The sequence below is a fragment of the Ulvibacterium marinum genome (genome assembly GCF_003626755.1).
Taxonomy (GTDB): Bacteria; Bacteroidota; Bacteroidia; order Flavobacteriales; family Flavobacteriaceae; genus Ulvibacterium; species Ulvibacterium marinum.
On the sequence record NZ_RBCJ01000004.1, the window covers coordinates 23,306 to 46,887 of the forward strand.

The following is a 23,582-nucleotide window of genomic DNA, read 5'->3' on the forward strand; positions in this document are numbered from 1 at the left end:
AAAGGCTTAGGTCTAACCCCGCAAAAGCGGGAAAAGACCTAAACCAATGTGCTATGGTTGCTGCTATTATTTAAGCTCAACTTCCGCTCCTGCTTCTTCCAATGATTTTTTGATTCCTTCGGCTTCGTCCTTGCTAACACCTTCCTTAACGGCTTTTGGTGCGCTATCAACAATATCCTTGGCATCTTTTAATCCTAATCCTGTCAATTCCTTGACCAATTTTACAACGGCAAGCTTAGATCCTCCTGGAGCTTTCAAAATTACATCGAATTCTGTTTTTTCCTCAGCGGCCTCGGCTTCTCCACCTCCAGCACCGGCACCTCCGGCTACAGCTACGGCTGCCGCTGCAGGCTCTATGCCATACTCTTCTTTTAATATATCGGCCAACTCGTTTACCTCTTTTACGGTAAGGTTAACCAACTGTTCTGCGAAATCTTTTAAATCTGCCATTTTTCTATCGTTTAATAAAATTTTAAAATATACTTAGTTTAGTGTGTGCTTATTCTTTTTCGGAAAGCGTCTTAAGGATACCTGCCAACTTACCTCCACCGGATTTAAGGCCAGAAATAACGTTCTTGGCGGGTGACTGTAACAATCCAATGATATCCCCAATAATCTCTTCCTTGGATTTGATGTTCACAAGGGTATCCAACTTATCGTCCCCTATAAAAATCGCCTCTTCAATAAAGGCTCCTTTTAACAAGGGTCGGTCCGATTTCTTCCTGAAGTTTTTAATCAATTTTGCCGGACCGTTTCCAGTCTCGGAAAACATCAGAGAGGTATTTCCCTTCAAAACTTCCGGAAGTTCACCAAATTCCTTATCGGACGCCTCCATTGCCTTGGCAAGCAAGGTGTTCTTAACAACGGACAGCTTTACATTGGCCTTAAAACAAGCCCTGCGTAAATCTGAAGTTGTAGAGGCGTTCAATCCTGATATATCCGCCAAGTAAATGGTCGTATTATCAGAAAGCTGGGTGGTCAAATCCTGTATTACGTTTGCTTTTTCTTCTCTTGTCATACTATTAATTTTTAACTCCCAGCGGAATTACACGGTTTTTGGATCCAATTGTACGCTAGGACTCATAGTACTGGACATGTAAATGCTTTTCATATAAACTCCTTTGGCCGCAGCAGGCTTAAGCTTTAACAAGGTATCCAATAATTCCTTAGCATTACCTGCTATTTTATCGGCCGAAAAAGAGGCCTTTCCAATAGCGGCATGTACAATACCGGTCTTATCTACCTTGAAATCGATTTTACCGGCCTTTACATCTGATACTGCTTTACCAACATCCATAGTGACCGTACCTGTTTTTGGGTTGGGCATTAAACCCCTTGGGCCTAAAACCCGTCCTAGGGGACCTAATTTCCCCATAACACTGGGCATGGTGATAATTACATCAACATCTGTCCAACCACCCTTGATTTTATCCAAGTATTCGTTCAATCCCACATAATCTGCTCCCGCCTCCTTGGCGTCCGCTTCTTTATCCGGGGTAACCAAAGCCAAAACCTTAACATCCTTACCGGTACCATGAGGCAGGGTAACCACCCCGCGCACCATCTGGTTCGCTTTTCTAGGGTCTACGCCTAACCGAACCGCTAAATCCACGGATGCATCAAATTTTGTTTTGGTTATCTCTTTTACCAAAGCGGAGGCCTCTTCCACGGAATAGAGCTTATCCTTTTCTATTTTGGCGTGGGCTTCTTTCTGCTTCTTTGTTAACTTTGCCATTTCAATTGCTTTTTAAGATTTAAAAAGGTCTTTTTCCTGATACCTTCATACCCATTGACCGTGCGGTACCCGCAACCATACTCATCGCAGACTCCACGGTAAAAGCATTAAGGTCTACCATTTTATCTTCGGCGATTACCTTAACTTGGTCCCAGGTTACACTCCCTAATTTAACTCGGTTAGGTTCGCCAGATCCTTTTTTAATCTTAGCTGCTTCCATCAATTGAACTGCCGCTGGTGGTGTTTTTACGACAAAATCGAACGATTTGTCCTTGTAAACGGTGATAACAACGGGCAATACTTTGCCTGGTTTGTCCTGTGTCCTAGCATTGAACTGCTTACAGAACTCCATGATGTTAACGCCGGCAGCACCTAAGGCGGGTCCAACCGGTGGCGACGGATTCGCAGCACCTCCCCTAACTTGTAGTTTAACTACTTTACCTACTTCTTTTGCCATTGTTTAAAATTAAATTGAAAGCGTGTTCATTGGAAGCAACACAACTTTGAAATATGTAACAATTTTCCTTAAATCTTTTCAACTTGCATATAACTGAGTTCCAGTGGCGTTTTTCTTCCGAAAATCTTTACCATAACCTCTAGTTTACGCTTTTCCTCATTTATTTTTTCTACCGTTCCATTAAATCCGTTAAAAGGACCATCAATAACCTTAACCGTTTCTCCATGGACAAAAGGTATGGCCACACTATCAGTATTTACGGCCAACTCATCTACCTTACCAAGCATTCTATTTACCTCGGACTTTCGTAATGGTACGGGATCTCCTCCTTTTGTCTCGCCCAAAAATCCGATTACATTGGTGATGGAGCGAATAATGTGTATCATCTCCCCGCCTAAATTAGCCTTAATCATTATATAGCCTGGAAAATAAACTCTTTCCTTATTAATTTTTTTCCCATTACGGATTTGGATAACTTTTTCGGTCGGTACTAGAACATCTTCCAGATAGTCGGAAAATCCATGGCGTTCTACTTCACTTTCAATATAGCCTTTGATTTTGTTCTCCTGACCACTTACCGCCCTAACGACATACCACTTTTTTTCCAGTACTTCCGACATAGCGATCAAATTAGTTTAGAATGTTATTGAAATACAATTGAATCAATTTACTAAAGACGGTGTCCACTCCCCAAGTTGCCAAAGCAAAAAGAATGGAAAAAACGGCAACCACGACCATCAGATTGGAGGACTCCGCCCTTGAAGGCAAGGTAACGTTGTTCCTTAGTTCTTCAATCGATTCTTTTATATACGTCAACATACTTCTTTTTTTATCCTGTACGGGAGAGGTTCCCTTTGACTCCACTCAGGGCGGGCTTCTCGCCTCGTTAACTTTCTGTTTTAACTCTGCACGGGAGGAGAGGCTCGAACTCCCGACACCTGGTTTTGGAGACCAGTGCTCTACCAACTGAGCTACACCCGTTTATAATTGCAGGGAAAGGTGTCCCGCTGAACGCGGAACACCCTTTACCTACACTATAAATTATCTAAAATATTAATCCAATATCTTGGTTACCTGTCCGGCACCTACGGTTCTACCACCTTCGCGGATGGCGAAACGAAGACCAACGCTTAAGGCGATAGTCTGAATCAATTCAACCGTTATTGTTAGGTTATCACCAGGCATTACCATTTCTACTCCATCAGGAAGGGCAATGTTACCGGTAACGTCCGTTGTTCTTACATAGAACTGTGGACGGTAGTTGTTATGGAACGGAGTGTGACGCCCACCTTCTTCCTTTTTAAGGATATAGACTTCCGCCTCAAACTTGGCATGTGGCTTAACGGAACCTGGTTTACAGATTACCATACCACGACTAATTTGAGATTTTTCAATACCTCTCAAAAGGATACCCACATTATCGCCAGCTTCTCCCCTATCTAATATTTTACGGAACATTTCAACACCTGTGATAGTTGAAGTCAACTTTTCAGCACCCATTCCAATGATTTCTACGGCGTCACCGGTATTTGCAATACCAGTTTCTATACGGCCTGTAGCAACAGTACCACGACCTGTAATCGTAAATACATCTTCCACGGGCATTAAGAAATCTTTATCCACATCCCTTTTTGGCAATTCGATCCAAGTATCTACCGCTTCCATCAATTCCATTACCGTGTCGACCCATTTTTGCTCACCGTTCAAAGCGCCTAAGGCAGAACCTGCAATTACAGGGCCATTGTCACCATCATACTCATAGAAAGAAAGCAATTCCCTCACTTCCATTTCAACCAATTCTATAAGTTCATCATCATCAACCATATCCACTTTGTTCATGAAAACCACGATTCTTGGAATACCTACCTGACGACCCAATAGGATGTGCTCACGAGTTTGTGGCATAGGACCATCTGTAGCAGCAACCACCAAAATAGCACCATCCATTTGAGCAGCACCTGTAACCATGTTCTTTACGTAATCCGCGTGACCTGGACAGTCCACATGCGCATAGTGACGGTTGGCCGTTTGATATTCTACGTGGGATGTATTAATAGTAATACCCCTTTCTTTTTCCTCAGGAGCGTTGTCGATAGAATCGAAACTTCTAATTTCAGAAAGCCCTGCATTTGCCAATACGGTTGTAATAGCGGCAGTCAATGTAGTTTTACCGTGATCTACGTGTCCAATAGTACCTATATTTAAGTGCGGTTTGGAACGATCAAAAGTTTCCTTTGCCATTTTTAATGAATTTAATCTTAGTTATATATTAGTGTACAATTTATATTTTATTGAGCCAACGACGAGATTTGAACTCGTGACCTCTTCCTTACCAAGGAAACGCTCTACCCCTGAGCTACGCCGGCTTATTGGGTTTCTGGCCCGCCTGACCGTCTGGCAGGTTCAAAGTTATATAGTTTCGCGTCTAAAACCACAAACGTTAACTCAGTCTTTCTATGAGCGGGAGACCGGGTTCGAACCGGCGACATTCAGCTTGGAAGGCTGACGCTCTACCAACTGAGCTACTCCCGCGTTTTATTAAATCAATATTCCAATGAAGCGGAAAGCTTTGTTAAAAAACCCAAGCGTCTGACGCTCCCCGCCCGAACGTACCGTTCGGTACGGGCGGGTACCAACTGAGCTACTCCCGCAATATTATTCCAATTCAAAATTTCAAATCGTTGTTCCCATATTCGAACAACTACGGCATTAAAAATAAATTTCTTATGCCAATTTGGTGGGGAGAGCAGGATTCGAACCTGCGAAGACATAGTCAGCAGATTTACAGTCTGCCCTCGTTGGCCGCTTGAGTATCTCCCCCTATCAATGTTTTAAGACCTTTTGAGCCGATGGAGGGACTCGAACCCACGACCTGCTGATTACAAATCAGCTGCTCTAGCCAGCTGAGCTACATCGGCCTTTTACCCCCTTTTTGCGCATAAAAAAGTCCGCTATTTCTAACGGACTGCAAATGTATATATTTATTTGTTTAATCAAAACAAATTTTGGAAAATTTTAATCAGGCGTGAACCCGCCGTTTTTCTTTCCTTTTTATTAATTTTCTTTCCAGTGAACTGCAGGCAGAATCCACTGCTTCCTCAAAGGATTTACACTGTTTTTTAATCATGAATTTGTCCTTTGGCACATGCAGGATTATTTCTGCTATCTTGTTTTCCTTGGCACTTGTATTTTCCACTTTTAAATAAACATCCGAACGTATCACTTTATCGTAAAAGGTATCCAATTTGTTCATTCGGTTTTGAATGAAATCCATTAACTCTTCGTTGGCATTAAAATTTACTGATTGTGTGTTTACTTTCATCTGTTCAAATTTTGCTGTTTTAAAAATTAGTATACCTGACCAATCCGTTTTGGCGGGTATAATTCGCCATTGAACATCTCGGCCAACATCAAGATTTGTAATGACTTATTTCATAGGCTTCATGTTTTAGAGTTATATACAAACTATTTATGCTATTTCTTGCCTCTTGGATGAGCGGCAGCGTGCACTTTCTTAAGTTCGGCAATACTGTTATGCGTATATACTTGGGTAGATGCCAAACTTGAATGACCCAAAAGTTCCTTTACCGAGTTTAAATCGGCACCTTTGTTCAATAAATGGGTCGCAAAGGTATGTCTTAAGATATGTGGACTCTTTTTTACCTTGGAGGACACCTCACTAAAATACCTATTTATAATTCTATAAACAAGGGTTTCATAAATTTTGTTACCGGTTTTCGATAAAAAAACATAATCCTTATCGCTAATGGTATCCAATGAATTTCTTTCAATAAAATAAGCAACAAACTGATCCTTTGTGGAGGGGAGCAATGGAATAATGCGTTCTTTATTCCTTTTGCCCAATACTCTAAGGGTACTTCCGTCCAAGTCCAAGTCCTTTATTTTCAGATTGATCAGTTCCGCCCTTCTTATGCCCGAGGTATATAATAGTTCAATAATCAATTTGTCCCGAATTCCTTCAAAGCCCACCTCAAAAGGAATTTGCATCAGAACTTTTATCATTTCATCTTCGGAAAAGGGAACCTCGACTTTTTTGGAAGTTTTTAAGGACTTATGCTTTGCCAAAGGATTGGCATCTATATTTCCCGTTCTTTGCAAAAATTTGAAATACGCCTTTAATGAGGCTACCTTTCTATTAATGGAACGGTTTGAGGTACCCGAATCCACTAGGTTTACTATCCAACCTCTAATCTCCTTATAGTCAACATTGTCACTATTTTTGAGTCCATATTCAACTGTACAAAATGAATTGAATGACTTGAGGTCCCTTTCATAGGCAAGGACCGTATGATCGGAGTAGTTTTTTTCCAATGAGAGGTGATCAATGAAAGATTGGACGGACATAGCACAAAGTTACTAATTCAATCCTCATAGTACCAACAACAAAAAATCCCATTTAAAAATGGGATTTTCTTATATTGTACCGTAGGGTTAAAAGTCTAGATATCTTCCTTGTCCCTGAGGCCCTGTATGTATTGTGCCTTTTGAATCTGTTGTCTACGTTCTACGGATGGCTTCGTGAATTGCTGTCGCTTACGCAACTGCCTCATTGTACCTGTCTTATCAAACTTACGCTTAAATCGTTTTAGCGCCCTATCTATATTTTCTCCTTCTTTTACTGGTATTATTAACATTGGCTACAACCTCCTTTCTTTAAAGTTTTGGATTGCAAATATAAAGGGAATAGTTGAGTTGTAACAAAACTATTTCAAAATATTTTTGGCAATGACCACTTTCTGTATCTCGGTAGTACCTTCACCTATTGTACAGAGTTTGGCATCCCTATAAAATTTCTCCACAGGAAAGTCCTTGGTATATCCGTACCCGCCATGTATCTGAACAGCCTCATTGGCTACCTTGACACACATTTCCGAGGCATACATCTTGGACATAGCACTCCACTGAGTCATTTCCCGACCCTCATTTTTTAGGAATGCAGCCTTATGTAGCAGTAATTCCGAAGCTTCTATTTCAGTGACCATTTCGGCCAATTTGAAAGATATGCCCTGAAATTGGCTTATGGGCTTACCAAACTGAACTCTTTCTTTGGAATATTTTAAAGCTGCCTGGTAAGCTCCTTTTGCTATTCCCAAGGATAAGGCGCCTATGGAAATCCTTCCCCCGTCCAATATCTTCATGGACTGGACAAACCCTGCTCCTACTTCTCCTAATCGATTATCATCCGAGATGATGCAATTATCGAAAATTAGTTCAGCGGTCTCACTTGCACGCATCCCCAACTTGTTCTCCTTTTTCCCGCTTGAAAAACCGGGTGTTCCCTTTTCAACAACAAAAGCAGTCATTCCCTGGCTATCTCCTTTTTCACCTGTTCTCGCCACCACTACGGCAATATCACCGCTTATTCCGTGCGTGATAAAGTTTTTGGCTCCGTTCAAAATCCATGAATCCTTATCCTTAACTGCCGTAGTAGCCATTCCTGCAGCATCAGAACCTGTATTGTGTTCGGTAAGGCCCCAGGACCCTATCCATTCCGCAGTGGCCAATCTAGGCAACCATCTTTGTTTTTGTTCCTCGTTTCCAAAGGAAAGGATATGATTGGTGCATAGGGAATTATGGGCGGCCAATGATAAGCCTATTGAAGGGTCTACTTTGGAAATCTCCTCTATAATCGCTACATACTCGTGATAACCCAATCCGGAGCCACCATATTGTTCAGGTACCAAAACCCCCATGAAGCCCATCTCCCCTGCTTTCTTAAAAACTTCCAAAGGAAAGGTTTGGGACTCGTCCCAATCCATGACATAGGGCCGTATGTGTTGCTCGGCAAATTCCTTTGCCGAGGCCGCCACCATTCGCTGGGTTTCCGAAAAATCAAAACCTAAGGTAGACATTGTATCCGTAATCATTCTAGCAATTTTTTATAGCGTCAAATATAATTTAATTCTGTCAATCTTGTCCGATGGAAAATCTTCTATTTCGGTTAATTCGTCAAAGGAGCCAATACCTCCGTTCATATTCCTATACTCAACAATGCGTTGGGCAACGCTCTTTCTAAGATACACCAATTGAACCATCTCTTCTACGGACGCCGTATTGATATTTATTTTCTTAATATCAGGTTTCTCTATTACCCTAAAACTTTTTAGGGCGATTTTGGCCACCTGAGAATCCAGTCCATATACATCAAATAATTGGTCATCTACCAAAAATCCACCCAAACGATTTCTGAATTTTACGATGCGTTGCGATAGCTTATCCCCTATTCCATGTACGGATTTTAAATCCTCACTGGTTGCCTTGTTCAAGTCTTTTATTCCAATACTATTTTGGTCATATTCGGAATTTTTGGCAACCTTGTTCCATACTTCCGATTTACGGTTAGTTTTTTGTGTCCATTCTGGAAATCTGAAATAAGGTGAAATTATGGCTAGCAGGGAATCCGATATCAAGGTTACTTTCTGAAATTCTTCAGGTGAGTTTACATATTGGTTTTGCTTTCGAAAAATATGTAATCTATTTATTTCATCGACCGACATTCCTAGGGTATATCCTTTGTAATCGTTTATAAAATTGGGGTTAAAAGGATATACTTTGACCGAATCCTTTTGCAATGCATTCTTTTTTAAGACATCAATTTTTGACTGTAGCACGATGTCCTTGGAAAATACACCTTTGGGTTTGGCTATGGGGAGATACGATAATAGCACATACCCTACTTGAAGAAGCAGTACAATGAGTAGCAAAAAGAAAACCCCGCTTCGCTCCCTTTTGTTGAACCTGAAGTGGGATTTGAAATCTTTCAATGGGCGGTCTTTATTTTCCTAGTGCTTTTATGGCGTTAAGGTAGGTATTCAATTCTTCCCTTACCCTTGGTGCAAGAAGAACCAATCCGATCATATTTGGTACCATCATTGCAAAAATCATGGCATCCGAAAAACCGATGACCGACCCTAAACTTGCGGCGGCCCCGATGATTACAAAAATACAGAAGATAATCTTATAAGTGTACTCCGTTTTCTTGCTTCTTCCAAAAAGATAGGCCCAACCCTGAAAACCATAATAAGACCATGAAATCATGGTACTGAAGGCAAACAGGACTACGGCAATCGTAAGCACATACGGAAACCATGAAATTACAGATTCAAAAGCTCCCGAGGTCAATAGGATAGCTTGGGAATCGTTTAGGGTGGCATTTGCCGCGGTAACATTTCCGGTAATTATCAAAACCAACGCCGTCATTGTACATACCACCACAGTATCCACAAACGGCTCCAACAAAGCTACCATCCCCTCAGAAGCGGGATACTTTGTCTTTACCGCAGAATGGGCAATAGAGGCAGATCCCACACCGGCTTCGTTGGAAAATGCGGCACGCCGGAATCCCTGTACCAATACCCCCACGGCTCCGCCAACGACTCCAGTAGGGCTAAACGCACCATTAATAATCTGCATAAAGGCATCCCCGATCATATCGTATTTAGCTACCAGAACAAACAAAGAAGCTCCTACATAAATAACTACCATAAATGGGACGATTTTGTCAGTTACCTTAGCTATCTTTTTGATACCTCCAATAATCACTATACCGACCAAAATGGCCATTACTATACCGAACAACCACCCTTTACCATACCAAAAGGACTCACTGCCCCCCGTGATATTCTCTACCAACTGGAAAGCCTGGTTCACTTGAAACATGTTTCCTCCACCAAACGACCCTCCGATTACAAAAACGGCGAACAAACCTGCCAAAACTTTTCCAAGTCCTTCCAGTCCCTTAGATTTTAAACCTTTCCGTAAATAATACATGGGGCCTCCATAGACCGTGCCATCAGATTCAATATCCCTATACTTTACACCTAGGGTACATTCCACAAATTTTGAGGCCATCCCAAGAAGTCCGGCTACAATCATCCAAAAGGTAGCTCCAGCACCACCGATAGACACCGCTATAGCTACACCGGCAATATTTCCTAAGCCAACAGTAGCTGAAAGTGCAGCGGTGAGCGCCTGAAAATGGGAGACTTCACCACTATGCCCCTCAACTGCCATAGTTTGCAGAACATCATCCCCCGGCGTAGGGTCTCCGGTCATAGAAAGAGGTTCATGATGATCCATCTCATCATATTTTCCCCGGACAATATTTATAGAGGTGAAAAAACCTCTGAAATTGATGAGCTTAAAATAAATGGTGAAATACGTTGCTCCAATTATCAATGGAAACAAAACCCAATATACCTGTATCTCGTCACTAAAGGGAATTTGATAAAAAATGAAGTTCACAAACCACCCCGTAGCACTCCCAAAAGCCTCATCGATTTTCTGATCTAATCCTTTCTCAACTGTTTCCTGCGCTAACGAAAATAAGGGCGATAAAAAAACGATCAAGGAAATAGGCCGGTACTTCATAATGCATATTTTGGTGAGTTACTTTAACGTAAAGCCAGCAATATCTTAAAAATAATCAACCCAGTCAAATTAATGTCATTATTGTACTAACGGCTAACTAGGCATTTTCTTACCATTTTATAATTCTCCAAGGTTTTTCCTGGTTCACGGATCAAGTTTTTTTGTTGAATTGGTGAGAAAATAGAATTTGTTATTTGGACAATAGAATAAGAGTACTAGTTTCTATTTTATTTTTTGAATGGCTAAAAAAATCAAATTACACAAATAGCTTTAAGTGGTATATTTTTTGGGTAGCAGACTAGGACGCTTCTATATGAAACATCTCGTTCAATTTTTGAATCTGTTCCGGTCTTCCCAATACAATCACCTTACTTTTAGGTTGCAGTTGCATGTCCGCCTCTGGATTAATTATATATTTCCCGTCCGGGTCTATATATCCTATAATCGTACAGCCCGTTTTTCTTCTTAGATCCAAGTCGCGAAGGGAATTGCAATCTACTTGATCGGCAAAATCCTCTATGGCAACCTCTTCAAGATTGGTAGTATGCCGACCTTCCATGGAGAGCTTATCCATAAAAGTAATAAGGTCTGGCATTACTACTAATGAGGCCATATGATCTCCACCGATCTTGTCCGGCATAATGACTTTATTCGCTCCGGCAAGGGTCAATTTTTTTTGTGAGGCCACTTGTGAAGCTCTACTGATTATAAACAAATCCTTATTTAACTGACGTGCGGTAAGGACCACGAAGAGATTGGCTGCGTCATCTGGCAAGGCCGCAATTAAATATTGAGCCCGCTCAATACCTGCCTGATTCAATACCTCATCCTCATTAGCATCCCCTTCAACGAAAAGGACTTCATCTTCATATTTTTCAATAATTTCCTTATTCCTCTCAATGACCACAAAAGGGCGGTTATAGGCTTTTAAGCGTTCGCCCGCCTGCATACCATTGCGGCCAAAGCCGCAAACAAGGACATGGTCCTTAAGACTCTTAATCGTATTTCTCACTTTTTTCTTCTTTAGAATTTGCAACGAATTTCTGCTCAGTATATATTCCGTTATTACGGATAGTCCAAATGCAAATATGAAAACACTGGATACAATTAAAATTACAGTAAAAATCTTTCCTTCGATATCCATGGGCCGCACCTCCGAAAAACCAACCGTGGTTATGGTTATTATGGTCATGTAAAAGGCATCTATCCATGAATAATCGGAAACATACCTGTACCCCAAAATGCCAAATAGTAGCACTGAGACCATTAGAAATAGTGATAGATAAATTTTGGAACGAAAAAGCTTTATCATGATCAAAGGTCGAAAACCGAAGTTCTTTTAGTATGTACAAGATCCTTTATCCGCAGCCAAAAGGCCACAAAAAGATAGAGGGCAAAACCAAAGCCTAGGGTTACAAAGGTAAGGTAGATAAAAGAAGTGCGGACTACCCTAGCGCGAATGCCCAACCTCTCAGCGATACGTCTACAGACTTCAAAACCTCGCTTTTGAAAATAGTAGAGTATTTGGTAAAACAATTTCATTGCCCTAAAATTAAATATTTCTGTTTAATATAGTTGCACCTACCACACAGTCCAAACATTTGTTTTTGGTACAATATTCATTATATAACTGTAATTGGGCCTGACTTTCCAAGGCATTCCGAGCCTTTGACCCATGGTCGCCAAAGCTTTTGACAATGGCATTTTCCTCCTTTTTCAGTTGTGATGCCAGCACAGTGATTTCTTCATTCATCTCCTTTCCCGTATGTTTCGCATAGCAGAATTTTAGCGGAATTATGGTGTTAATGATCAGGAGATCCACAAATGTCTTGGTCAATTTTTTCGTACTCCGTTTTGATTCTTTTCCAAACGTAAAATGAGTATCCCAGTAATCACTTGCAGATACTTTAAAAATGGAATAAATATCCGCTATGTTGTCCGCTTCCATGACCTTACTAAAAAGATTGGGATGTTTACCATATAAATTCGCTAGTTGGGACAGTCGTATGGTAGGAAAGTTGGCAGGACGAAGTTTAAAGAATTCCGGCCGCTGAACGCCTTCGTCGTTCAGTTGGTATTTTGTTTTTAGATAACAGTACTCTTTGGTCAAATTGGTGTAATAGATGTCCGTAATTGAGTCGTTTGCCAATAAGCCGGCCAAACCAAAAAGTACACTTTCCAGTTTGAAGGGGTCATTTTGAATTTTTCTAACAATGGAAAAATCCAACGCTCGGCCCAAACTTGAAAATGACCCGCCATTAATTTTGGATCCAAAGTTTTTGAGCAATAACGCAAAAAGAACATGCTCCCAGTTGTTCCTTGAATCTTTTAATAAATCTTCTACCAGGACAGACTTTTCTTCCAATCGTTCAAAATAAAGCCTATCCAACCAATTATGGAAGATAAAAGGTTCAATTTGGTCAACATCCTTTTCACAATTAATAAAACGATTATGCCTATTTTCAAAGAGGTTTTGGTAGTTTTTTAAAAGATAGGCAGGAATGTAGTGCCTAAGTTCCAAAGTGGGGATTTCACTTTCGTCACTTCGAAAAACGGTAGCGTCGTCTTCCCAAACCACATGGAGAATCACAGTATTATAATTGGAATCTCTTTCATGACCATGGGCGTACCAATCAGATGATTTTATATGTATCTCTACATTTCCGGCCCATTGCTGCCCGCCTATGTGAATCTTTGCGTTAAAGAAATCGGGACCTGCCAAATGATTGTGTATTCCTACCTCAAGAATCTCTATTTCCAGGTCATTTGAAGTAACAAGGCCCTCCATGGGGAGTTTCCGGTACTTCCAAATAAAATGAAGCAGATCTTCGCGCATGGATTCTCATTGATTATGGCTTTGAATCTAAAAAATAGACTGCAACCGCTGAAAATTGGTTATTCTGTCAAATCACCTTCCCATTCCAAAATTCCACCCTCCAAGTTATAGGCATTTTCAATACCGATACTGTTCAGTATGGCACAGGCCTGTCTACTACGATTACCACTTCTACAATACACATAGTAGTTCTTTTCCTTATCCAATTTCCCCAATTCGTCCACAAACTCCTGCCCCAAGTAAATATCGATGTTTACTGCATTAGGGATGTAACCCTCATCCACCTCCTCCGGCGTACGTACATCCAATATAAAGGCATTATCATCATTTTCAAGTTGTTCTTCCCATTCTTCTTGCGATAGATCCATAGTTCAATTACGTTTTAGATTTTTCAAAAGTAGTTTTTTATCTTAAAAAACATGTTGCGCTTTTTAACAAAAATTTAGCTTGGTATCATCTGGACGGTTGAAAAAAACGTATACATTTGTATATACAATTGTTGTAATGGCATGAATGTAGAAGAAATCATAAAGACTGATCAATCGATTGCACTGAATAGTAGGACGATTATTCACTTTATGCTGGTTAACAATAAAATTAGCGAAGAAATATCCACGGCATTGAAACCTTACGATGTTTCGCTACAGCAATTTAACGTATTACGAATTTTAAGGGGGCAAAAAGGAAAACCCGCCAACCTTTCCACCTTAAATGACCGTATGGTAACAAAAATGAGCAATACAACAAGGTTGGTGGACAAATTGTTGTCCAAAGGTTATGCCAACCGCAAAACATGTCCATCAAATCGGCGTAAAGTAGAGATTACCATAACCAAAAGGGGAGAAAAGGAATTGAAAAAAATGGATTTGGCCATGAACAAAGCAGAAAGAAAGATTCTTCAAAATTTCAACCAAAAGGAATTGGAACAATTAAACACATTATTCAATAAATTTTAACTAAAAGTAGAACACTATTAAAACCAAGATCATGAAAAAGAATGTATTAAGTTTAGCATTGGCTATAGTTTTTGGAGCGTCCGCAACCGCTAGTACTCCAATAGATGGAGAAAAAAAGGAAGTGAAGACCAAGGAAAGTAAAGTTACCTGGAAGGCCTACAAAGTAACCGGGTCGCACACGGGAACCGTAGATTTAACGGAAGGTGCCCTAATGTTCGATGGGGATAAACTAACAGGAGGCGAGTTTGTGGTAAATATGGCTTCTTTGATTTCCACGGACTTAGAAGGGGAATACAAGGGTAAATTGGAAGGTCACTTGAAATCAGACGATTTCTTTGGGGTTGAAACCCACCCTACTTCAAAACTTGTTTTTACCAACGTTAAAGCCTCTGGTAAAAATTCCTATGAAGTTACCGGTGACCTTACCATTAAGGGAATCACCAAACCGGTGACGTTCGATGTCTCCATTTATGGAAGCAAAGCTACCGCTACCCTTAAAGTGGATCGGGCAGAATATGATGTACGTTATGGTTCTGGCAGTTTTTTTGATAACTTAGGGGACAAAACCATTTATGATGAATTCGACCTGGTCGTAGACTTGGAATTTTAATAAACTTGACCTCACATTGAAAACCCGCCTAGGCGGGTTTTTTATTATACGATTTGATTTGCAGTTTTAAAAATGATTTTTATATTTGACGCTCAATGAAAAATCTGAAAGTAAATACTTGGTGGTGGAACAACTTACGACAAGAAGCGTGAGCTGAGCATCATTGTAGTAAAACTATACAAGGCTTGTCATCACGACAGGCCTTTTTTAATTGAGGAATTTTTGATTTCATTTTAATACAATACAAATGGGAAAATGGACATTCAAAGATTTTTCCACCTTACAGAGACAACATTACAATCGTTAAATCATGATATATTCACTCAAGACGTATAACAAAAAAATCCTGGCGGATACTATTACACCGGTTAGTGTATACTTAAAGATAAGAGATCGGTTTCCCAATAGCATTCTTTTGGAAAGTAGCGACTACCACGCCAATGACAATAGTTTTTCCTATATCTGTTGCAATCCGATCGCCTCTATTAAGGTGGTCAATGAACAGGTGACCGAGCAATTTCCGGACGGGACCCAAACGGAAATTGAAATTGGCCCGGATACCGATGTGGTGGATATTATTGATGCTTTTGGCAAAAAATTTGAAGCTGAAAACAACAGTTTTAAATTCATCAACAATGGGCTCTTTGGCTATATGGCCTATGATGCTGTGCGCTACTACGAAGATATTGAAGTAACAAAAAAGGAGAACTCCATTGCCATTCCCGATATCTATTATGCCGTTTATCAAAATATAATAGCCATTAACCACTTCAAAAACGAGGCCTATATTTTTGCCCATTGCTACAATACCGAAGACAACACGGCCGAGCTTGAACAAATTCTCAATGTCAAAAACTTTGCGTCCTACAACTTTTCTCGGGATGGCGAAGTAGTTTCCAACCTTAAGGACGAAGAATACAAACAACATGTGGTTTTGGCTAAAAAGCATTGCCAACGCGGTGATGTTTTTCAGCTGGTACTCTCCCGAAGGTTTTCACAGGGATTCAGGGGGGATGAATTTAATGTATACCGGGCCCTGCGATCCGTAAACCCTTCGCCCTATTTGTTTTATTTTGATTATGGTGATTTCAAGATTTTCGGTAGTTCGCCAGAAGCACAGTTGGTAGTTAAAGATGGGAAGGCAGAAATTCATCCCATTGCCGGTACTTTTAAACGTACGGGAAATGACGAACAGGATGCCGTTCTGGCTAAAAAACTTGTGGAAGACGACAAGGAAAATAGTGAGCATGTAATGTTGGTAGATTTGGCCCGAAACGATCTAAGCCGTAACGGTAATACGGTAAGTGTGGAAAATTATCGGGAAGTACAGTACTTTTCCCATGTTATCCATTTGGTCTCCAAGGTTACAGGACAAAAGAAAAAGGATATCCCCACCATGAAAGTGGTAGCGGACACTTTTCCTGCCGGAACACTGAGTGGAGCGCCCAAGCACATGGCCATGCAACTTATAGAAAAATATGAAAAAACAAGTAGGGGTTATTATGGTGGTGCCATTGGTTTTATGGATTTCAACGGAAACTTTAATCACGCCATCATGATTCGGACTTTTTTAAGCAAAAACCATCAATTGCACTTTCAGGCCGGTGCCGGATTGGTGGCCGCATCGGACCCGGATAATGAGCTTCAGGAAACCTACAACAAACTCGGTGCTTTGAATAAAGCTCTTGAAATTGCAGAAACTATCTAACTATGGAGAAGATTTTGGTAATAGATAACTACGATAGTTTCACCTACAACCTGGTGCACTATTTAGAGGACTTGGATTGTGAGGTAGTCGTAAAACGAAACGATCAATTAACTTTGGATGAGGTAGAGGCTTTCGAAAAAATCGTTCTTTCCCCAGGTCCCGGCATTCCGGATGAAGCTGGACTTTTAAAGGAAATCATTGCGACCTATGCGTTCTCCAAACGAATTTTCGGAGTGTGCTTGGGACAACAGGCCATTGGGGAAGTTTTTGGTGGTACCCTGGTAAATTTGGAGAAGGTGTATCATGGGGTGGCTACAACAATAAGAATTGTTGAGGAGGATGATTTGTTCAGAGGGATTCCCAAAGAAATTGAAGTGGGCAGATATCACTCGTGGGTGGTGCATCCCGATTTACCAGAAAACTTGGAAGCAACTTCCTTCGACGAAAATGGGCAGATTATGTCCCTTCGTCATAAGGAATTCGATGTTTGTGCCGTACAGTTTCATCCAGAATCGGTATTGACCCCGCATGGAAAACAAATTTTGGGAAATTGGTTAAATAGTAACCCTAAACCTGCAAGATGAAAGAAATACTAAATAGATTGATAAACCATGACATTCTTTCAAAGAAAGATGCAAAACAGGTTTTGGTCAACATCGCCAAAGGCGATTATAATACAAGTCAGATAGCGGCATTTTTGACTGTGTACATGATGCGGAGTATAACTATAGAGGAATTGGAAGGTTTTCGCGATGCCCTCCTAGAGCTTTGTTTGGCAGTGGATTTATCCGATTACAATCCTATTGATCTGTGCGGTACCGGGGGCGATGGCAAGGATACTTTCAATATCTCCACCCTGGCCTCATTTGTCACTGCAGGTGCAGGAATAAAAGTAACCAAACATGGTAACTATGGGGTATCCTCCAAATGCGGCAGCAGCAACGTTATGGAATTCTTGGGTATCAAGTTTAGTAATGAAAAGGATTTTTTGGAAAAGTCCGTTGCCGATGCCGGTATCTGTGTATTGCATGCCCCATTGTTCCATCCGGCCATGAAAAATGTAGCACCTATTCGAAGGGAGTTGGCGGTAAAGACCTTTTTTAATATGTTGGGACCTATGGTGAATCCAGCTTTTCCCAAAAACCAAATGGTGGGTGTCTTTAATCTGGAATTGGCCCGGATGTATGGATATCTCTATCAGAATACCGATAAAAGATTTACGGTATTACATGCTTTGGATGGTTATGATGAAATTTCGCTTACCGGTAATACAAAGACCATTTCCAATGGCTCCGAAGGTATGCTAAAACCCGAGGATTTTGGAGTAAATCCTATAACATCATCAGAAATTGTTGGGGGTGATAGTATAGAAGAGTCGGTACAAATATTCATGGATATTTTGAAAGGACAGGGTACCGAAGCCCAAAACAATGTGGTCTGTGCCAATGCCGGTATTGCCATTGCCACAGTTGAAAACAGTAGCCCTAAGGACGGATTTGAAAAGGCCAAGGAATCGCTTTTAAGCGGTAAAGGGCTAAATACCCTGAAAAAATTACAGGAATTGAGTAAAAATTGAAAATTCGGAAGGACTGACAAAAATGAACATACTTGACAAGATAGTGGCCGATAAAAGAAAAGAAGTCGATTTAAAAAAGACTATGGTCCCAATCTCGCAATTGGAAAATAGCTTGCTTTTTGACAGAGAAACGGTTTCTTTAGCCTCGTCACTATCGAAAAGTGAAACCGGTATTATCGCCGAACATAAACGGCGATCGCCTTCTAAATCGGTCATCAATCAAAAATTAAGCATTCAGGATGTAGCTCTTGGATATGAGAATGCTGGAGTCTGCGGTATGTCCATATTAACCGATGGGAAATATTTTGGGGGCTCCTTGGATGATTTAATTTTAGCACGTGCTGTGGTAGAACTGCCTTTATTGCGAAAGGAATTCATTATAGACGAATACCAAATTTTGGAGGCCAAGGCCCACGGAGCCGATGTCATATTATTGATTGCGGCCATTTTAACAAAGGAGGAAATACGGGCTCTTTCCCAATGCGCCAAAAGTCTTGGTTTGGATGTTCTTTTGGAAGTGCATAATGAAACTGAGCTGCAAAAGTCCCTTATGCCTAGTTTGGATATGTTGGGGGTGAACAATCGAAACCTAAAAACCTTTGAGTTAAGCTTGGATACCAGTAAATCACTTTCTGAAAAGATTCCCGACGATTTCATAAAGGTTTCCGAAAGTGGCATAAGCAATGTGGAGGCCATTAAAGAGCTTAAAACATACGGTTATCGAGGCTTTTTGATCGGGGAGAATTTCATGAAAACCGATGATCCAGGCAGGAGTGCTACTGAATTCATCACAAACTTAATTTGAAACTTGTACCATGAAACTCAAAGTATGTGGAATGAAATATAACCCGGATGAAGTCGCTGCCTTGCGGCCGGATTATTTGGGTTTTATTTTTTGGGAGAAATCCCTCCGCTGCTTTGATGGGGAAATTCCGCAGCTACCACAGGGTATGCAAAAAGTTGGGGTATTTGTAGACGCTACCTTGAGTGAGTTAGTAGAAAAAATCAAAAAACACCACTTAGAGGCAGTACAATTACACGGTAGTGAAAGTCCTGAATTCTGTAAGGAATTGCGACAACAGAATTTTAAGGAGCCCATCCAGACCATAAAGGTATTTTCTATAAAGGATGACTTCAATTTTGATGAATTGGGCCCCTACGAAAATGTATGCGATTACTATCTCTTTGATACCAAAGGAAAACTCCCCGGCGGCAATGGTTATACCTTTGATTGGAAAGTTTTGAAAGATTATCCCTCAACCAAACCTTATTTTTTAAGTGGTGGTATTGGCCTGGAGGAGGTAGAATCCATAAGGGAATTTATGAAACGTCCCGAAGCAAAGTATTGCTATGCCATTGATGTCAATAGTAGATTTGAACTGGAACCGGGACTTAAAAACATTCAGGAGTTGAAAGATTTTAAAAAAAAGATTGATGAAAGATGAAATAAATGCGCCCTCTTCTTTGGGGAAAAGGTCGGTCAATAGCGCTTATCATGCTAATGAAAAAGGGTATTATGGAGAATTCGGAGGGGCTTTCATCCCCGAAATGCTCTATCCCAATACCGAAGAATTGCGTCTGAATTATATCCGTATCATGGAAGAACCTTCCTTTAAGCAGGAATTTGACCAATTGTTGAAAGATTATGTGGGCAGACCTACCCCGCTCTATTTTGCGGATAGACTCTCTAAAAAGTACGGTACCAAGATCTATCTCAAACGGGAAGATCTCTGCCATACGGGTGCACACAAGGTAAACAATACCATTGGACAAATTTTGATGGCCAAAAAACTGGGCAAAAATAGAATCATTGCAGAAACCGGAGCGGGACAACATGGCGTGGCAACGGCAACGGTCTGCGCTCTTATGGGCATTGAATGCGTAGTATATATGGGAGAAATAGATATTGCCCGCCAGGCCCCTAATGTAGCCCGTATGAAGATGTTAGGGGCAGAGGTACGGCCCGCCCTTTCAGGAAGTAGAACATTAAAGGATGCTACAAATGAAGCCATCCGTGATTGGATAAATAACCCCGTGGATACGCATTATATCATTGGTTCCGTCGTTGGACCACATCCCTATCCGGATATGGTGGCCCGGTTCCAATCCGTTATTTCTGAAGAAATCAAATGGCAATTAAAGGAAAAGGAAGGCCATGAAAACCCGGATTATGTGGTAGCCTGTGTGGGCGGGGGAAGCAATGCGGCTGGGGCCTATTATCATTATTTGGATGATACGAATGTAGGAATCATTGCCGTGGAAGCAGCAGGCAAGGGAATCGATTCCGGTGAAAGTGCTGCTACGTCTGCCCTGGGCAAGGTGGGTATTATACATGGGAGCAAGACCTTGCTGATGCAAACCCAGGACGGACAGATTACTGAGCCCTATTCCATTTCGGCAGGTTTGGACTATCCCGGCGTTGGCCCAATGCACGCCCATTTATTTCGATCGGGCCGGGGGGAGTTTATCTCCATCACGGATGATGAAGCCATGACAGCAGGTCTGGAGGTATCACAACTGGAAGGTATCATTCCTGCCATTGAGACGTCTCATGCATTTGCCATTTTTGATTACAAAAAATTCAAGAAGGATGATGTTGTGGTGATTAATTTATCGGGGCGGGGGGACAAGGACTTACAGACTTACATCGATTATTTTAGATTATAGTTTATAGGTCATTCCTACGCAGGCAGGAATGACCAAAATGATGTTTTAATGAATAGAATCAACAAAAAATTAAAAGAAGACGGAAAATTGCTATCCATCTATTTCACGGCCGGTTATCCCCATTTGGATGACACCGTGAAAATCATTGGTGAATTAGAGAAAAATGGGGTGGATATGATAGAAATAGGTTTGCCCTTCAGTGACCCGTTGGCCGATGGACCTACCATTCAAGAAAGTTCAACGGCCGCTCTTAAAAATGGGATGACCACTGAAATTCTTTTTGAACAGTTAAGGGATATTCGCAAAACTATTTCCATTCCCTTGATTATCATGGGGTACTTTAATCCTGTTCTACAATATGGAGTAGAAGCCTTTTGCAAAAAATGCAGGGAAATAGGAATAGATGGACTTATTCTTCCCGACCTTCCCTTTGATGTGTACCAAGAAGAGTATGAAAACCTTTTTAAAAAATATGGACTCCTCAACACCTTTTTGATTACACCTCAGACCAGTGATGAGCGTATCTTCCAAATTGACAACGCCTCGGAAGGATTTATTTATATGGTGAGTTCTGCCAGTACTACAGGTGCCAAGCAGGGATTCGGCTCTGAGCAAACTAACTATTTTGAACGTATTGCTTCCTTACATCTCAAAAACCCACAAATCGTGGGCTTTGGTATCAGTAATACTGAGACTTTTACGGAGGCCACGGAAAAAGCAAAAGGTGCCATTATCGGTTCCGCCTTTATAAAACATTTAACCCAAAATGGGGTTGATTCCATTGCAGATTTTATAAAATTGATTCGGTGCTAAGGGACTTTATCAACAATGGGAAGATTGTTCTATTTCTATGCCTTACCTTAGGGTTGGCTCCCTATTTTCCTGAGCCCCATATTTTAGGAAAGATAAAATGGCTATTGGGCGGGGGCATCGGGATGCGGGCTATGGACTGGTTTGATGTTCTACTCCATGGTTTTCCATTTGTACTTTTATTTAGATGGATTATTTTAAGGTTTAAAAAATCTAGAATACCCTAGATTTGCAAATGAGTTTTCTACTTTTAAAATTTCAATTCACACATGCATTCCATGAAAAAAACAATACTGTTTTTTACCTTTTTGACCACCGTTTCAATTTTTTCCCAAGACACCCTACAACTCAAGTCACAAGTAGGTCACAGCATTGATGAACTTCGAGAATTTATAGCGATTCCCAATGATGCGCTGGACCATGCGGACATTAATCGTAATCTTACCTGGTTGACCAAAGCATTCAATGCAAGAGGTTTTAATTCCTCTATTCTTCCTACTGAAGGTGAGTCCCTGTTCTTTGCTGCCCTTCCCATGGAAGATGAAAAGCCAACCCTATTGTTGTATATGCATTTTGATGGACAGTCTGTGGATCCAACCAAATGGAATCAACCTGATCCTTACAAAACCGTGCTAAAATCTAAAACTGAAGATGGGTGGCAAACTGAATCCTTTGAAGACCTCAACGAAGACCTCAATTATGATTGGCGATTGTTCGGGAGATCTACTTCTGATGATAAAGGGCCTATTATAATGCTATTGAACGCCATAGATCTGTTGCAAAAAAACAATATGGAAATCCCATTTAACATAAAGGTCATTTTAGATGGTGAAGAGGAGAAAAGCAGTAAGCCGCTACCAAAGGCTGTAAAGGAGTATAGAGAACTCTTGGAAGCAGATTTTTTGGTCATTGCCGATGGACCGGTGCATGTTTCGGAGAAGCCGACCTTGGTCTACGGCTGTCGGGGAATTACCACAATGACCTTGACGACCCATGGTCCCATAAAACCACAACATAGCGGACATTACGGCAACTATGCCCCAAATCCCGGGTTTTTATTGGCAGAACTGCTGGCCAGCATGAAAGATGAAAATGGAAAAGTGGCCATAGCTGGCTATTATGATGGGATTTCTTTGGACGACCCCACTTTGGAGGTCTTAAAAAGCGTCCCGGACATCGCGGAAACCATTAATTCCAATCTGGCCATTAGAACTCCTGAAAAAGTCGGAGGTTTTTATCAGGAATCGCTACAATATCCTTCCTTGAACGTTAGGGGACTGGGATCAGGGTGGACCGGGGACAAGGCAAGGACCATTGTGCCCGCCACCGCCACCGCAGAATTGGACCTGCGACTGGTACCGGAAACCGATGGCAATCGCTTAAAAGATCTCGTAAAAAAACACATAGAGCAACAAGGATTCTTCATCACCGATACCGTTCCCACCAAAAAGCAGCGCCTGGAATACGATAAAATAATGACGGTTCAAGAAGGTCCGGTAACGGATGCATTTCGTACGGACCTTGATAATCCATATGGGGCTTTCTTGGCAAATACATTAAAAAATGCCTTTGAGGAAGATGTCGTTCAAATCCGGATTATGGGTGGCACTGTTCCTATTGCCCCATTCATCAATGAATTACAGATTCCGGCCTTTATCGTTCCCATGGTGAACCCTGATAACAATCAGCACAGTCCCAATGAGAACTTGAAAATCGGTCAACTGGCATACGGTATCAAGGCGTTTTACCAAATATTGAGTACATCACCCAATTGACCAAGATTCTAGGTCAATCTAACCACAAGTCATTTTGGTAAAGGAAACTTACGGACCATAT

Annotated in this window: 29 protein-coding genes and 5 tRNA genes; 11 read left to right on the forward strand and 23 right to left on the reverse strand. The window is 41.1% G+C overall.

Features of this window, described 5'->3' with window-relative positions:
• Positions 1 to 66: 66 nt before the first annotated feature.
• From rplL to D7Z94_RS19160, 23 genes are all read right to left on the reverse strand, one after another.
• Positions 67 to 471 (reverse strand): 50S ribosomal protein L7/L12, encoded by a 405-nt coding sequence (gene rplL, locus D7Z94_RS19050; RefSeq protein ID WP_345741630.1) that lies wholly within the window; start codon positions 469 to 471, stop codon positions 67 to 69.
• A gap of 28 nt (positions 472 to 499) precedes the next feature.
• The gene (gene rplJ / locus D7Z94_RS19055; protein ID WP_120713236.1) at positions 500 to 1,018 is read right to left on the reverse strand and encodes a 50S ribosomal protein L10; all 519 of its coding nucleotides are present in this window, start codon (positions 1,016 to 1,018) and stop codon (positions 500 to 502) included.
• A gap of 27 nt (positions 1,019 to 1,045) precedes the next feature.
• Positions 1,046 to 1,735 (reverse strand): 50S ribosomal protein L1, encoded by a 690-nt coding sequence (gene rplA, locus D7Z94_RS19060; protein ID WP_120713237.1) that lies wholly within the window; start codon positions 1,733 to 1,735, stop codon positions 1,046 to 1,048.
• 19 nt (positions 1,736 to 1,754) lie between these two features.
• A complete protein-coding gene (rplK, locus tag D7Z94_RS19065; protein ID WP_120713238.1) occupies positions 1,755 to 2,192 on the reverse strand; it encodes a 50S ribosomal protein L11 in 438 nt (145 codons plus the stop codon).
• 68 nt (positions 2,193 to 2,260) lie between these two features.
• A complete protein-coding gene (gene nusG / locus D7Z94_RS19070) occupies positions 2,261 to 2,812 on the reverse strand; it encodes a transcription termination/antitermination protein NusG (protein WP_120713239.1) in 552 nt (183 codons plus the stop codon).
• 10 nt (positions 2,813 to 2,822) lie between these two features.
• Positions 2,823 to 3,011 carry a preprotein translocase subunit SecE gene (gene secE, locus D7Z94_RS19075; protein WP_120713674.1) on the reverse strand — a complete coding sequence of 63 codons (189 nt, stop codon included), beginning with the start codon at positions 3,009 to 3,011 and terminating at the stop codon, positions 2,823 to 2,825.
• Positions 3,012 to 3,100: 89 nt separating this feature from the next.
• Positions 3,101 to 3,173, reverse strand: a tRNA-Trp gene (locus tag D7Z94_RS19080).
• A 72-nt stretch (positions 3,174 to 3,245) separates the two neighbouring features.
• Positions 3,246 to 4,433, reverse strand: a complete 1,188-nt coding sequence (tuf, locus tag D7Z94_RS19085) for an elongation factor Tu (RefSeq protein ID WP_120713240.1) — start codon at positions 4,431 to 4,433, stop codon at positions 3,246 to 3,248.
• Between the two features lie 53 nt (positions 4,434 to 4,486).
• Positions 4,487 to 4,558: transfer RNA gene (locus tag D7Z94_RS19090), tRNA-Thr, on the reverse strand.
• A gap of 93 nt (positions 4,559 to 4,651) precedes the next feature.
• Positions 4,652 to 4,724, reverse strand: a tRNA-Gly gene (locus tag D7Z94_RS19095).
• 11 nt (positions 4,725 to 4,735) lie between these two features.
• Positions 4,736 to 4,963: a hypothetical protein gene (locus D7Z94_RS19100; RefSeq protein WP_120713241.1), complete on the reverse strand. Its 228-nt coding sequence runs from the start codon at positions 4,961 to 4,963 to the stop codon at positions 4,736 to 4,738.
• Positions 4,928 to 5,012: transfer RNA gene (locus tag D7Z94_RS19105), tRNA-Tyr, on the reverse strand. The genes D7Z94_RS19100 and D7Z94_RS19105 overlap by 36 nt, the downstream gene beginning before the upstream one ends.
• 24 nt (positions 5,013 to 5,036) lie before the next feature.
• Positions 5,037 to 5,110 (reverse strand) — tRNA-Thr (locus D7Z94_RS19110).
• Between the two features lie 101 nt (positions 5,111 to 5,211).
• Positions 5,212 to 5,514 carry a ribosome hibernation-promoting factor, HPF/YfiA family gene (gene hpf / locus D7Z94_RS19115; protein ID WP_120713242.1) on the reverse strand — a complete coding sequence of 101 codons (303 nt, stop codon included), beginning with the start codon at positions 5,512 to 5,514 and terminating at the stop codon, positions 5,212 to 5,214.
• 152 nt (positions 5,515 to 5,666) lie between these two features.
• A complete protein-coding gene (locus tag D7Z94_RS19120; protein WP_120713243.1) occupies positions 5,667 to 6,557 on the reverse strand; it encodes a tyrosine-type recombinase/integrase in 891 nt (296 codons plus the stop codon).
• Between the two features lie 95 nt (positions 6,558 to 6,652).
• A complete protein-coding gene (gene rpsU / locus D7Z94_RS19125) occupies positions 6,653 to 6,847 on the reverse strand; it encodes a 30S ribosomal protein S21 (protein WP_120713244.1) in 195 nt (64 codons plus the stop codon).
• Between the two features lie 69 nt (positions 6,848 to 6,916).
• Positions 6,917 to 8,080: an acyl-CoA dehydrogenase family protein gene (locus tag D7Z94_RS19130; RefSeq protein ID WP_120713245.1), complete on the reverse strand. Its 1,164-nt coding sequence runs from the start codon at positions 8,078 to 8,080 to the stop codon at positions 6,917 to 6,919.
• A gap of 12 nt (positions 8,081 to 8,092) precedes the next feature.
• Complete coding sequence (locus D7Z94_RS19135) at positions 8,093 to 8,977, reverse strand: ComEA family DNA-binding protein (RefSeq protein ID WP_120713246.1); 885 nt, start codon at positions 8,975 to 8,977, stop codon at positions 8,093 to 8,095.
• 10 nt (positions 8,978 to 8,987) lie between these two features.
• The gene (locus D7Z94_RS19140; RefSeq protein ID WP_120713247.1) at positions 8,988 to 10,583 is read right to left on the reverse strand and encodes an alanine/glycine:cation symporter family protein; all 1,596 of its coding nucleotides are present in this window, start codon (positions 10,581 to 10,583) and stop codon (positions 8,988 to 8,990) included.
• A 298-nt stretch (positions 10,584 to 10,881) separates the two neighbouring features.
• Entirely contained in the window at positions 10,882 to 11,895 is a 1,014-nt protein-coding gene (locus D7Z94_RS19145) for a potassium channel family protein (protein ID WP_120713248.1), read from the reverse strand.
• A 2-nt stretch (positions 11,896 to 11,897) separates the two neighbouring features.
• Positions 11,898 to 12,125, reverse strand: coding sequence for a PspC domain-containing protein (locus tag D7Z94_RS19150; RefSeq protein ID WP_120713249.1), 228 nt, complete (start codon positions 12,123 to 12,125; stop codon positions 11,898 to 11,900).
• A gap of 10 nt (positions 12,126 to 12,135) precedes the next feature.
• Complete coding sequence (locus D7Z94_RS19155) at positions 12,136 to 13,419, reverse strand: DUF2851 family protein (protein ID WP_120713250.1); 1,284 nt, start codon at positions 13,417 to 13,419, stop codon at positions 12,136 to 12,138.
• Between the two features lie 59 nt (positions 13,420 to 13,478).
• Positions 13,479 to 13,787 carry a rhodanese-like domain-containing protein gene (locus D7Z94_RS19160; RefSeq protein WP_120713251.1) on the reverse strand — a complete coding sequence of 103 codons (309 nt, stop codon included), beginning with the start codon at positions 13,785 to 13,787 and terminating at the stop codon, positions 13,479 to 13,481.
• Positions 13,788 to 13,928: 141 nt separating this feature from the next.
• Between D7Z94_RS19160 and D7Z94_RS19165 the strand changes: the two genes are divergently transcribed.
• From D7Z94_RS19165 to D7Z94_RS19215, 11 genes are all read left to right on the forward strand, one after another.
• Positions 13,929 to 14,375, forward strand: coding sequence for a MarR family winged helix-turn-helix transcriptional regulator (locus D7Z94_RS19165; protein WP_120713252.1), 447 nt, complete (start codon positions 13,929 to 13,931; stop codon positions 14,373 to 14,375).
• A 31-nt stretch (positions 14,376 to 14,406) separates the two neighbouring features.
• Positions 14,407 to 14,985, forward strand: a complete 579-nt coding sequence (locus D7Z94_RS19170) for a YceI family protein (protein ID WP_120713253.1) — start codon at positions 14,407 to 14,409, stop codon at positions 14,983 to 14,985.
• A gap of 310 nt (positions 14,986 to 15,295) precedes the next feature.
• Positions 15,296 to 16,693 carry an anthranilate synthase component I family protein gene (locus D7Z94_RS19175; RefSeq protein WP_120713254.1) on the forward strand — a complete coding sequence of 466 codons (1,398 nt, stop codon included), beginning with the start codon at positions 15,296 to 15,298 and terminating at the stop codon, positions 16,691 to 16,693.
• Positions 16,694 to 16,695: 2 nt separating this feature from the next.
• Complete coding sequence (locus D7Z94_RS19180) at positions 16,696 to 17,277, forward strand: anthranilate synthase component II (protein WP_120713255.1); 582 nt, start codon at positions 16,696 to 16,698, stop codon at positions 17,275 to 17,277.
• Positions 17,274 to 18,269: an anthranilate phosphoribosyltransferase gene (gene trpD, locus D7Z94_RS19185; protein WP_120713256.1), complete on the forward strand. Its 996-nt coding sequence runs from the start codon at positions 17,274 to 17,276 to the stop codon at positions 18,267 to 18,269. Before D7Z94_RS19180 ends, trpD begins: the two co-directional genes overlap by 4 nt.
• 22 nt (positions 18,270 to 18,291) lie before the next feature.
• Entirely contained in the window at positions 18,292 to 19,074 is a 783-nt protein-coding gene (gene trpC / locus D7Z94_RS19190) for an indole-3-glycerol phosphate synthase TrpC (protein WP_120713257.1), read from the forward strand.
• A gap of 10 nt (positions 19,075 to 19,084) precedes the next feature.
• Positions 19,085 to 19,714, forward strand: a complete 630-nt coding sequence (locus D7Z94_RS19195) for a phosphoribosylanthranilate isomerase (protein ID WP_120713258.1) — start codon at positions 19,085 to 19,087, stop codon at positions 19,712 to 19,714.
• The gene (gene trpB / locus D7Z94_RS19200) at positions 19,704 to 20,936 is read left to right on the forward strand and encodes a tryptophan synthase subunit beta (protein WP_120713259.1); all 1,233 of its coding nucleotides are present in this window, start codon (positions 19,704 to 19,706) and stop codon (positions 20,934 to 20,936) included. The genes D7Z94_RS19195 and trpB overlap by 11 nt, the downstream gene beginning before the upstream one ends.
• A gap of 48 nt (positions 20,937 to 20,984) precedes the next feature.
• Positions 20,985 to 21,749, forward strand: coding sequence for a tryptophan synthase subunit alpha (gene trpA, locus D7Z94_RS19205; protein WP_120713260.1), 765 nt, complete (start codon positions 20,985 to 20,987; stop codon positions 21,747 to 21,749).
• On the forward strand, positions 21,743 to 21,973 hold the full coding sequence (locus D7Z94_RS19210; RefSeq protein WP_120713261.1) for a hypothetical protein: 231 nt from the start codon (positions 21,743 to 21,745) through the stop codon (positions 21,971 to 21,973). Before trpA ends, D7Z94_RS19210 begins: the two co-directional genes overlap by 7 nt.
• 51 nt (positions 21,974 to 22,024) lie before the next feature.
• Positions 22,025 to 23,521: a M20/M25/M40 family metallo-hydrolase gene (locus D7Z94_RS19215; RefSeq protein WP_120713262.1), complete on the forward strand. Its 1,497-nt coding sequence runs from the start codon at positions 22,025 to 22,027 to the stop codon at positions 23,519 to 23,521.
• Positions 23,522 to 23,582 lie beyond the last annotated feature (61 nt).

Coding starts and splice junctions, on each gene's coding strand:
- rplJ (WP_120713236.1), bottom strand. CDS start 1,018: ATGACAAGAGAAGAAAAAGCAAACGTAATACAGGATTTGACCACCCAG.
- rplA (WP_120713237.1), bottom strand. CDS start 1,735: ATGGCAAAGTTAACAAAGAAGCAGAAAGAAGCCCACGCCAAAATAGAA.
- rplK (WP_120713238.1), bottom strand. CDS start 2,192: ATGGCAAAAGAAGTAGGTAAAGTAGTTAAACTACAAGTTAGGGGAGGT.
- nusG (WP_120713239.1), bottom strand. CDS start 2,812: ATGTCGGAAGTACTGGAAAAAAAGTGGTATGTCGTTAGGGCGGTAAGT.
- secE (WP_120713674.1), bottom strand. CDS start 3,011: ATGTTGACGTATATAAAAGAATCGATTGAAGAACTAAGGAACAACGTT.
- tuf (WP_120713240.1), bottom strand. CDS start 4,433: ATGGCAAAGGAAACTTTTGATCGTTCCAAACCGCACTTAAATATAGGT.
- D7Z94_RS19100 (WP_120713241.1), bottom strand. CDS start 4,963: ATGTCTTCGCAGGTTCGAATCCTGCTCTCCCCACCAAATTGGCATAAG.
- hpf (WP_120713242.1), bottom strand. CDS start 5,514: ATGAAAGTAAACACACAATCAGTAAATTTTAATGCCAACGAAGAGTTA.
- D7Z94_RS19120 (WP_120713243.1), bottom strand. CDS start 6,557: ATGTCCGTCCAATCTTTCATTGATCACCTCTCATTGGAAAAAAACTAC.
- rpsU (WP_120713244.1), bottom strand. CDS start 6,847: ATGTTAATAATACCAGTAAAAGAAGGAGAAAATATAGATAGGGCGCTA.
- D7Z94_RS19130 (WP_120713245.1), bottom strand. CDS start 8,080: ATGATTACGGATACAATGTCTACCTTAGGTTTTGATTTTTCGGAAACC.
- D7Z94_RS19140 (WP_120713247.1), bottom strand. CDS start 10,583: ATGAAGTACCGGCCTATTTCCTTGATCGTTTTTTTATCGCCCTTATTT.
- D7Z94_RS19145 (WP_120713248.1), bottom strand. CDS start 11,895: ATGATAAAGCTTTTTCGTTCCAAAATTTATCTATCACTATTTCTAATG.
- D7Z94_RS19150 (WP_120713249.1), bottom strand. CDS start 12,125: ATGAAATTGTTTTACCAAATACTCTACTATTTTCAAAAGCGAGGTTTT.
- D7Z94_RS19155 (WP_120713250.1), bottom strand. CDS start 13,419: ATGCGCGAAGATCTGCTTCATTTTATTTGGAAGTACCGGAAACTCCCC.
- D7Z94_RS19160 (WP_120713251.1), bottom strand. CDS start 13,787: ATGGATCTATCGCAAGAAGAATGGGAAGAACAACTTGAAAATGATGAT.
- D7Z94_RS19165 (WP_120713252.1), top strand. CDS start 13,929: ATGAATGTAGAAGAAATCATAAAGACTGATCAATCGATTGCACTGAAT.
- D7Z94_RS19170 (WP_120713253.1), top strand. CDS start 14,407: ATGAAAAAGAATGTATTAAGTTTAGCATTGGCTATAGTTTTTGGAGCG.
- D7Z94_RS19175 (WP_120713254.1), top strand. CDS start 15,296: ATGATATATTCACTCAAGACGTATAACAAAAAAATCCTGGCGGATACT.
- D7Z94_RS19180 (WP_120713255.1), top strand. CDS start 16,696: ATGGAGAAGATTTTGGTAATAGATAACTACGATAGTTTCACCTACAAC.
- trpD (WP_120713256.1), top strand. CDS start 17,274: ATGAAAGAAATACTAAATAGATTGATAAACCATGACATTCTTTCAAAG.
- trpC (WP_120713257.1), top strand. CDS start 18,292: ATGAACATACTTGACAAGATAGTGGCCGATAAAAGAAAAGAAGTCGAT.
- D7Z94_RS19195 (WP_120713258.1), top strand. CDS start 19,085: ATGAAACTCAAAGTATGTGGAATGAAATATAACCCGGATGAAGTCGCT.
- trpB (WP_120713259.1), top strand. CDS start 19,704: ATGAAAGATGAAATAAATGCGCCCTCTTCTTTGGGGAAAAGGTCGGTC.
- trpA (WP_120713260.1), top strand. CDS start 20,985: ATGAATAGAATCAACAAAAAATTAAAAGAAGACGGAAAATTGCTATCC.
- D7Z94_RS19215 (WP_120713262.1), top strand. CDS start 22,025: ATGAAAAAAACAATACTGTTTTTTACCTTTTTGACCACCGTTTCAATT.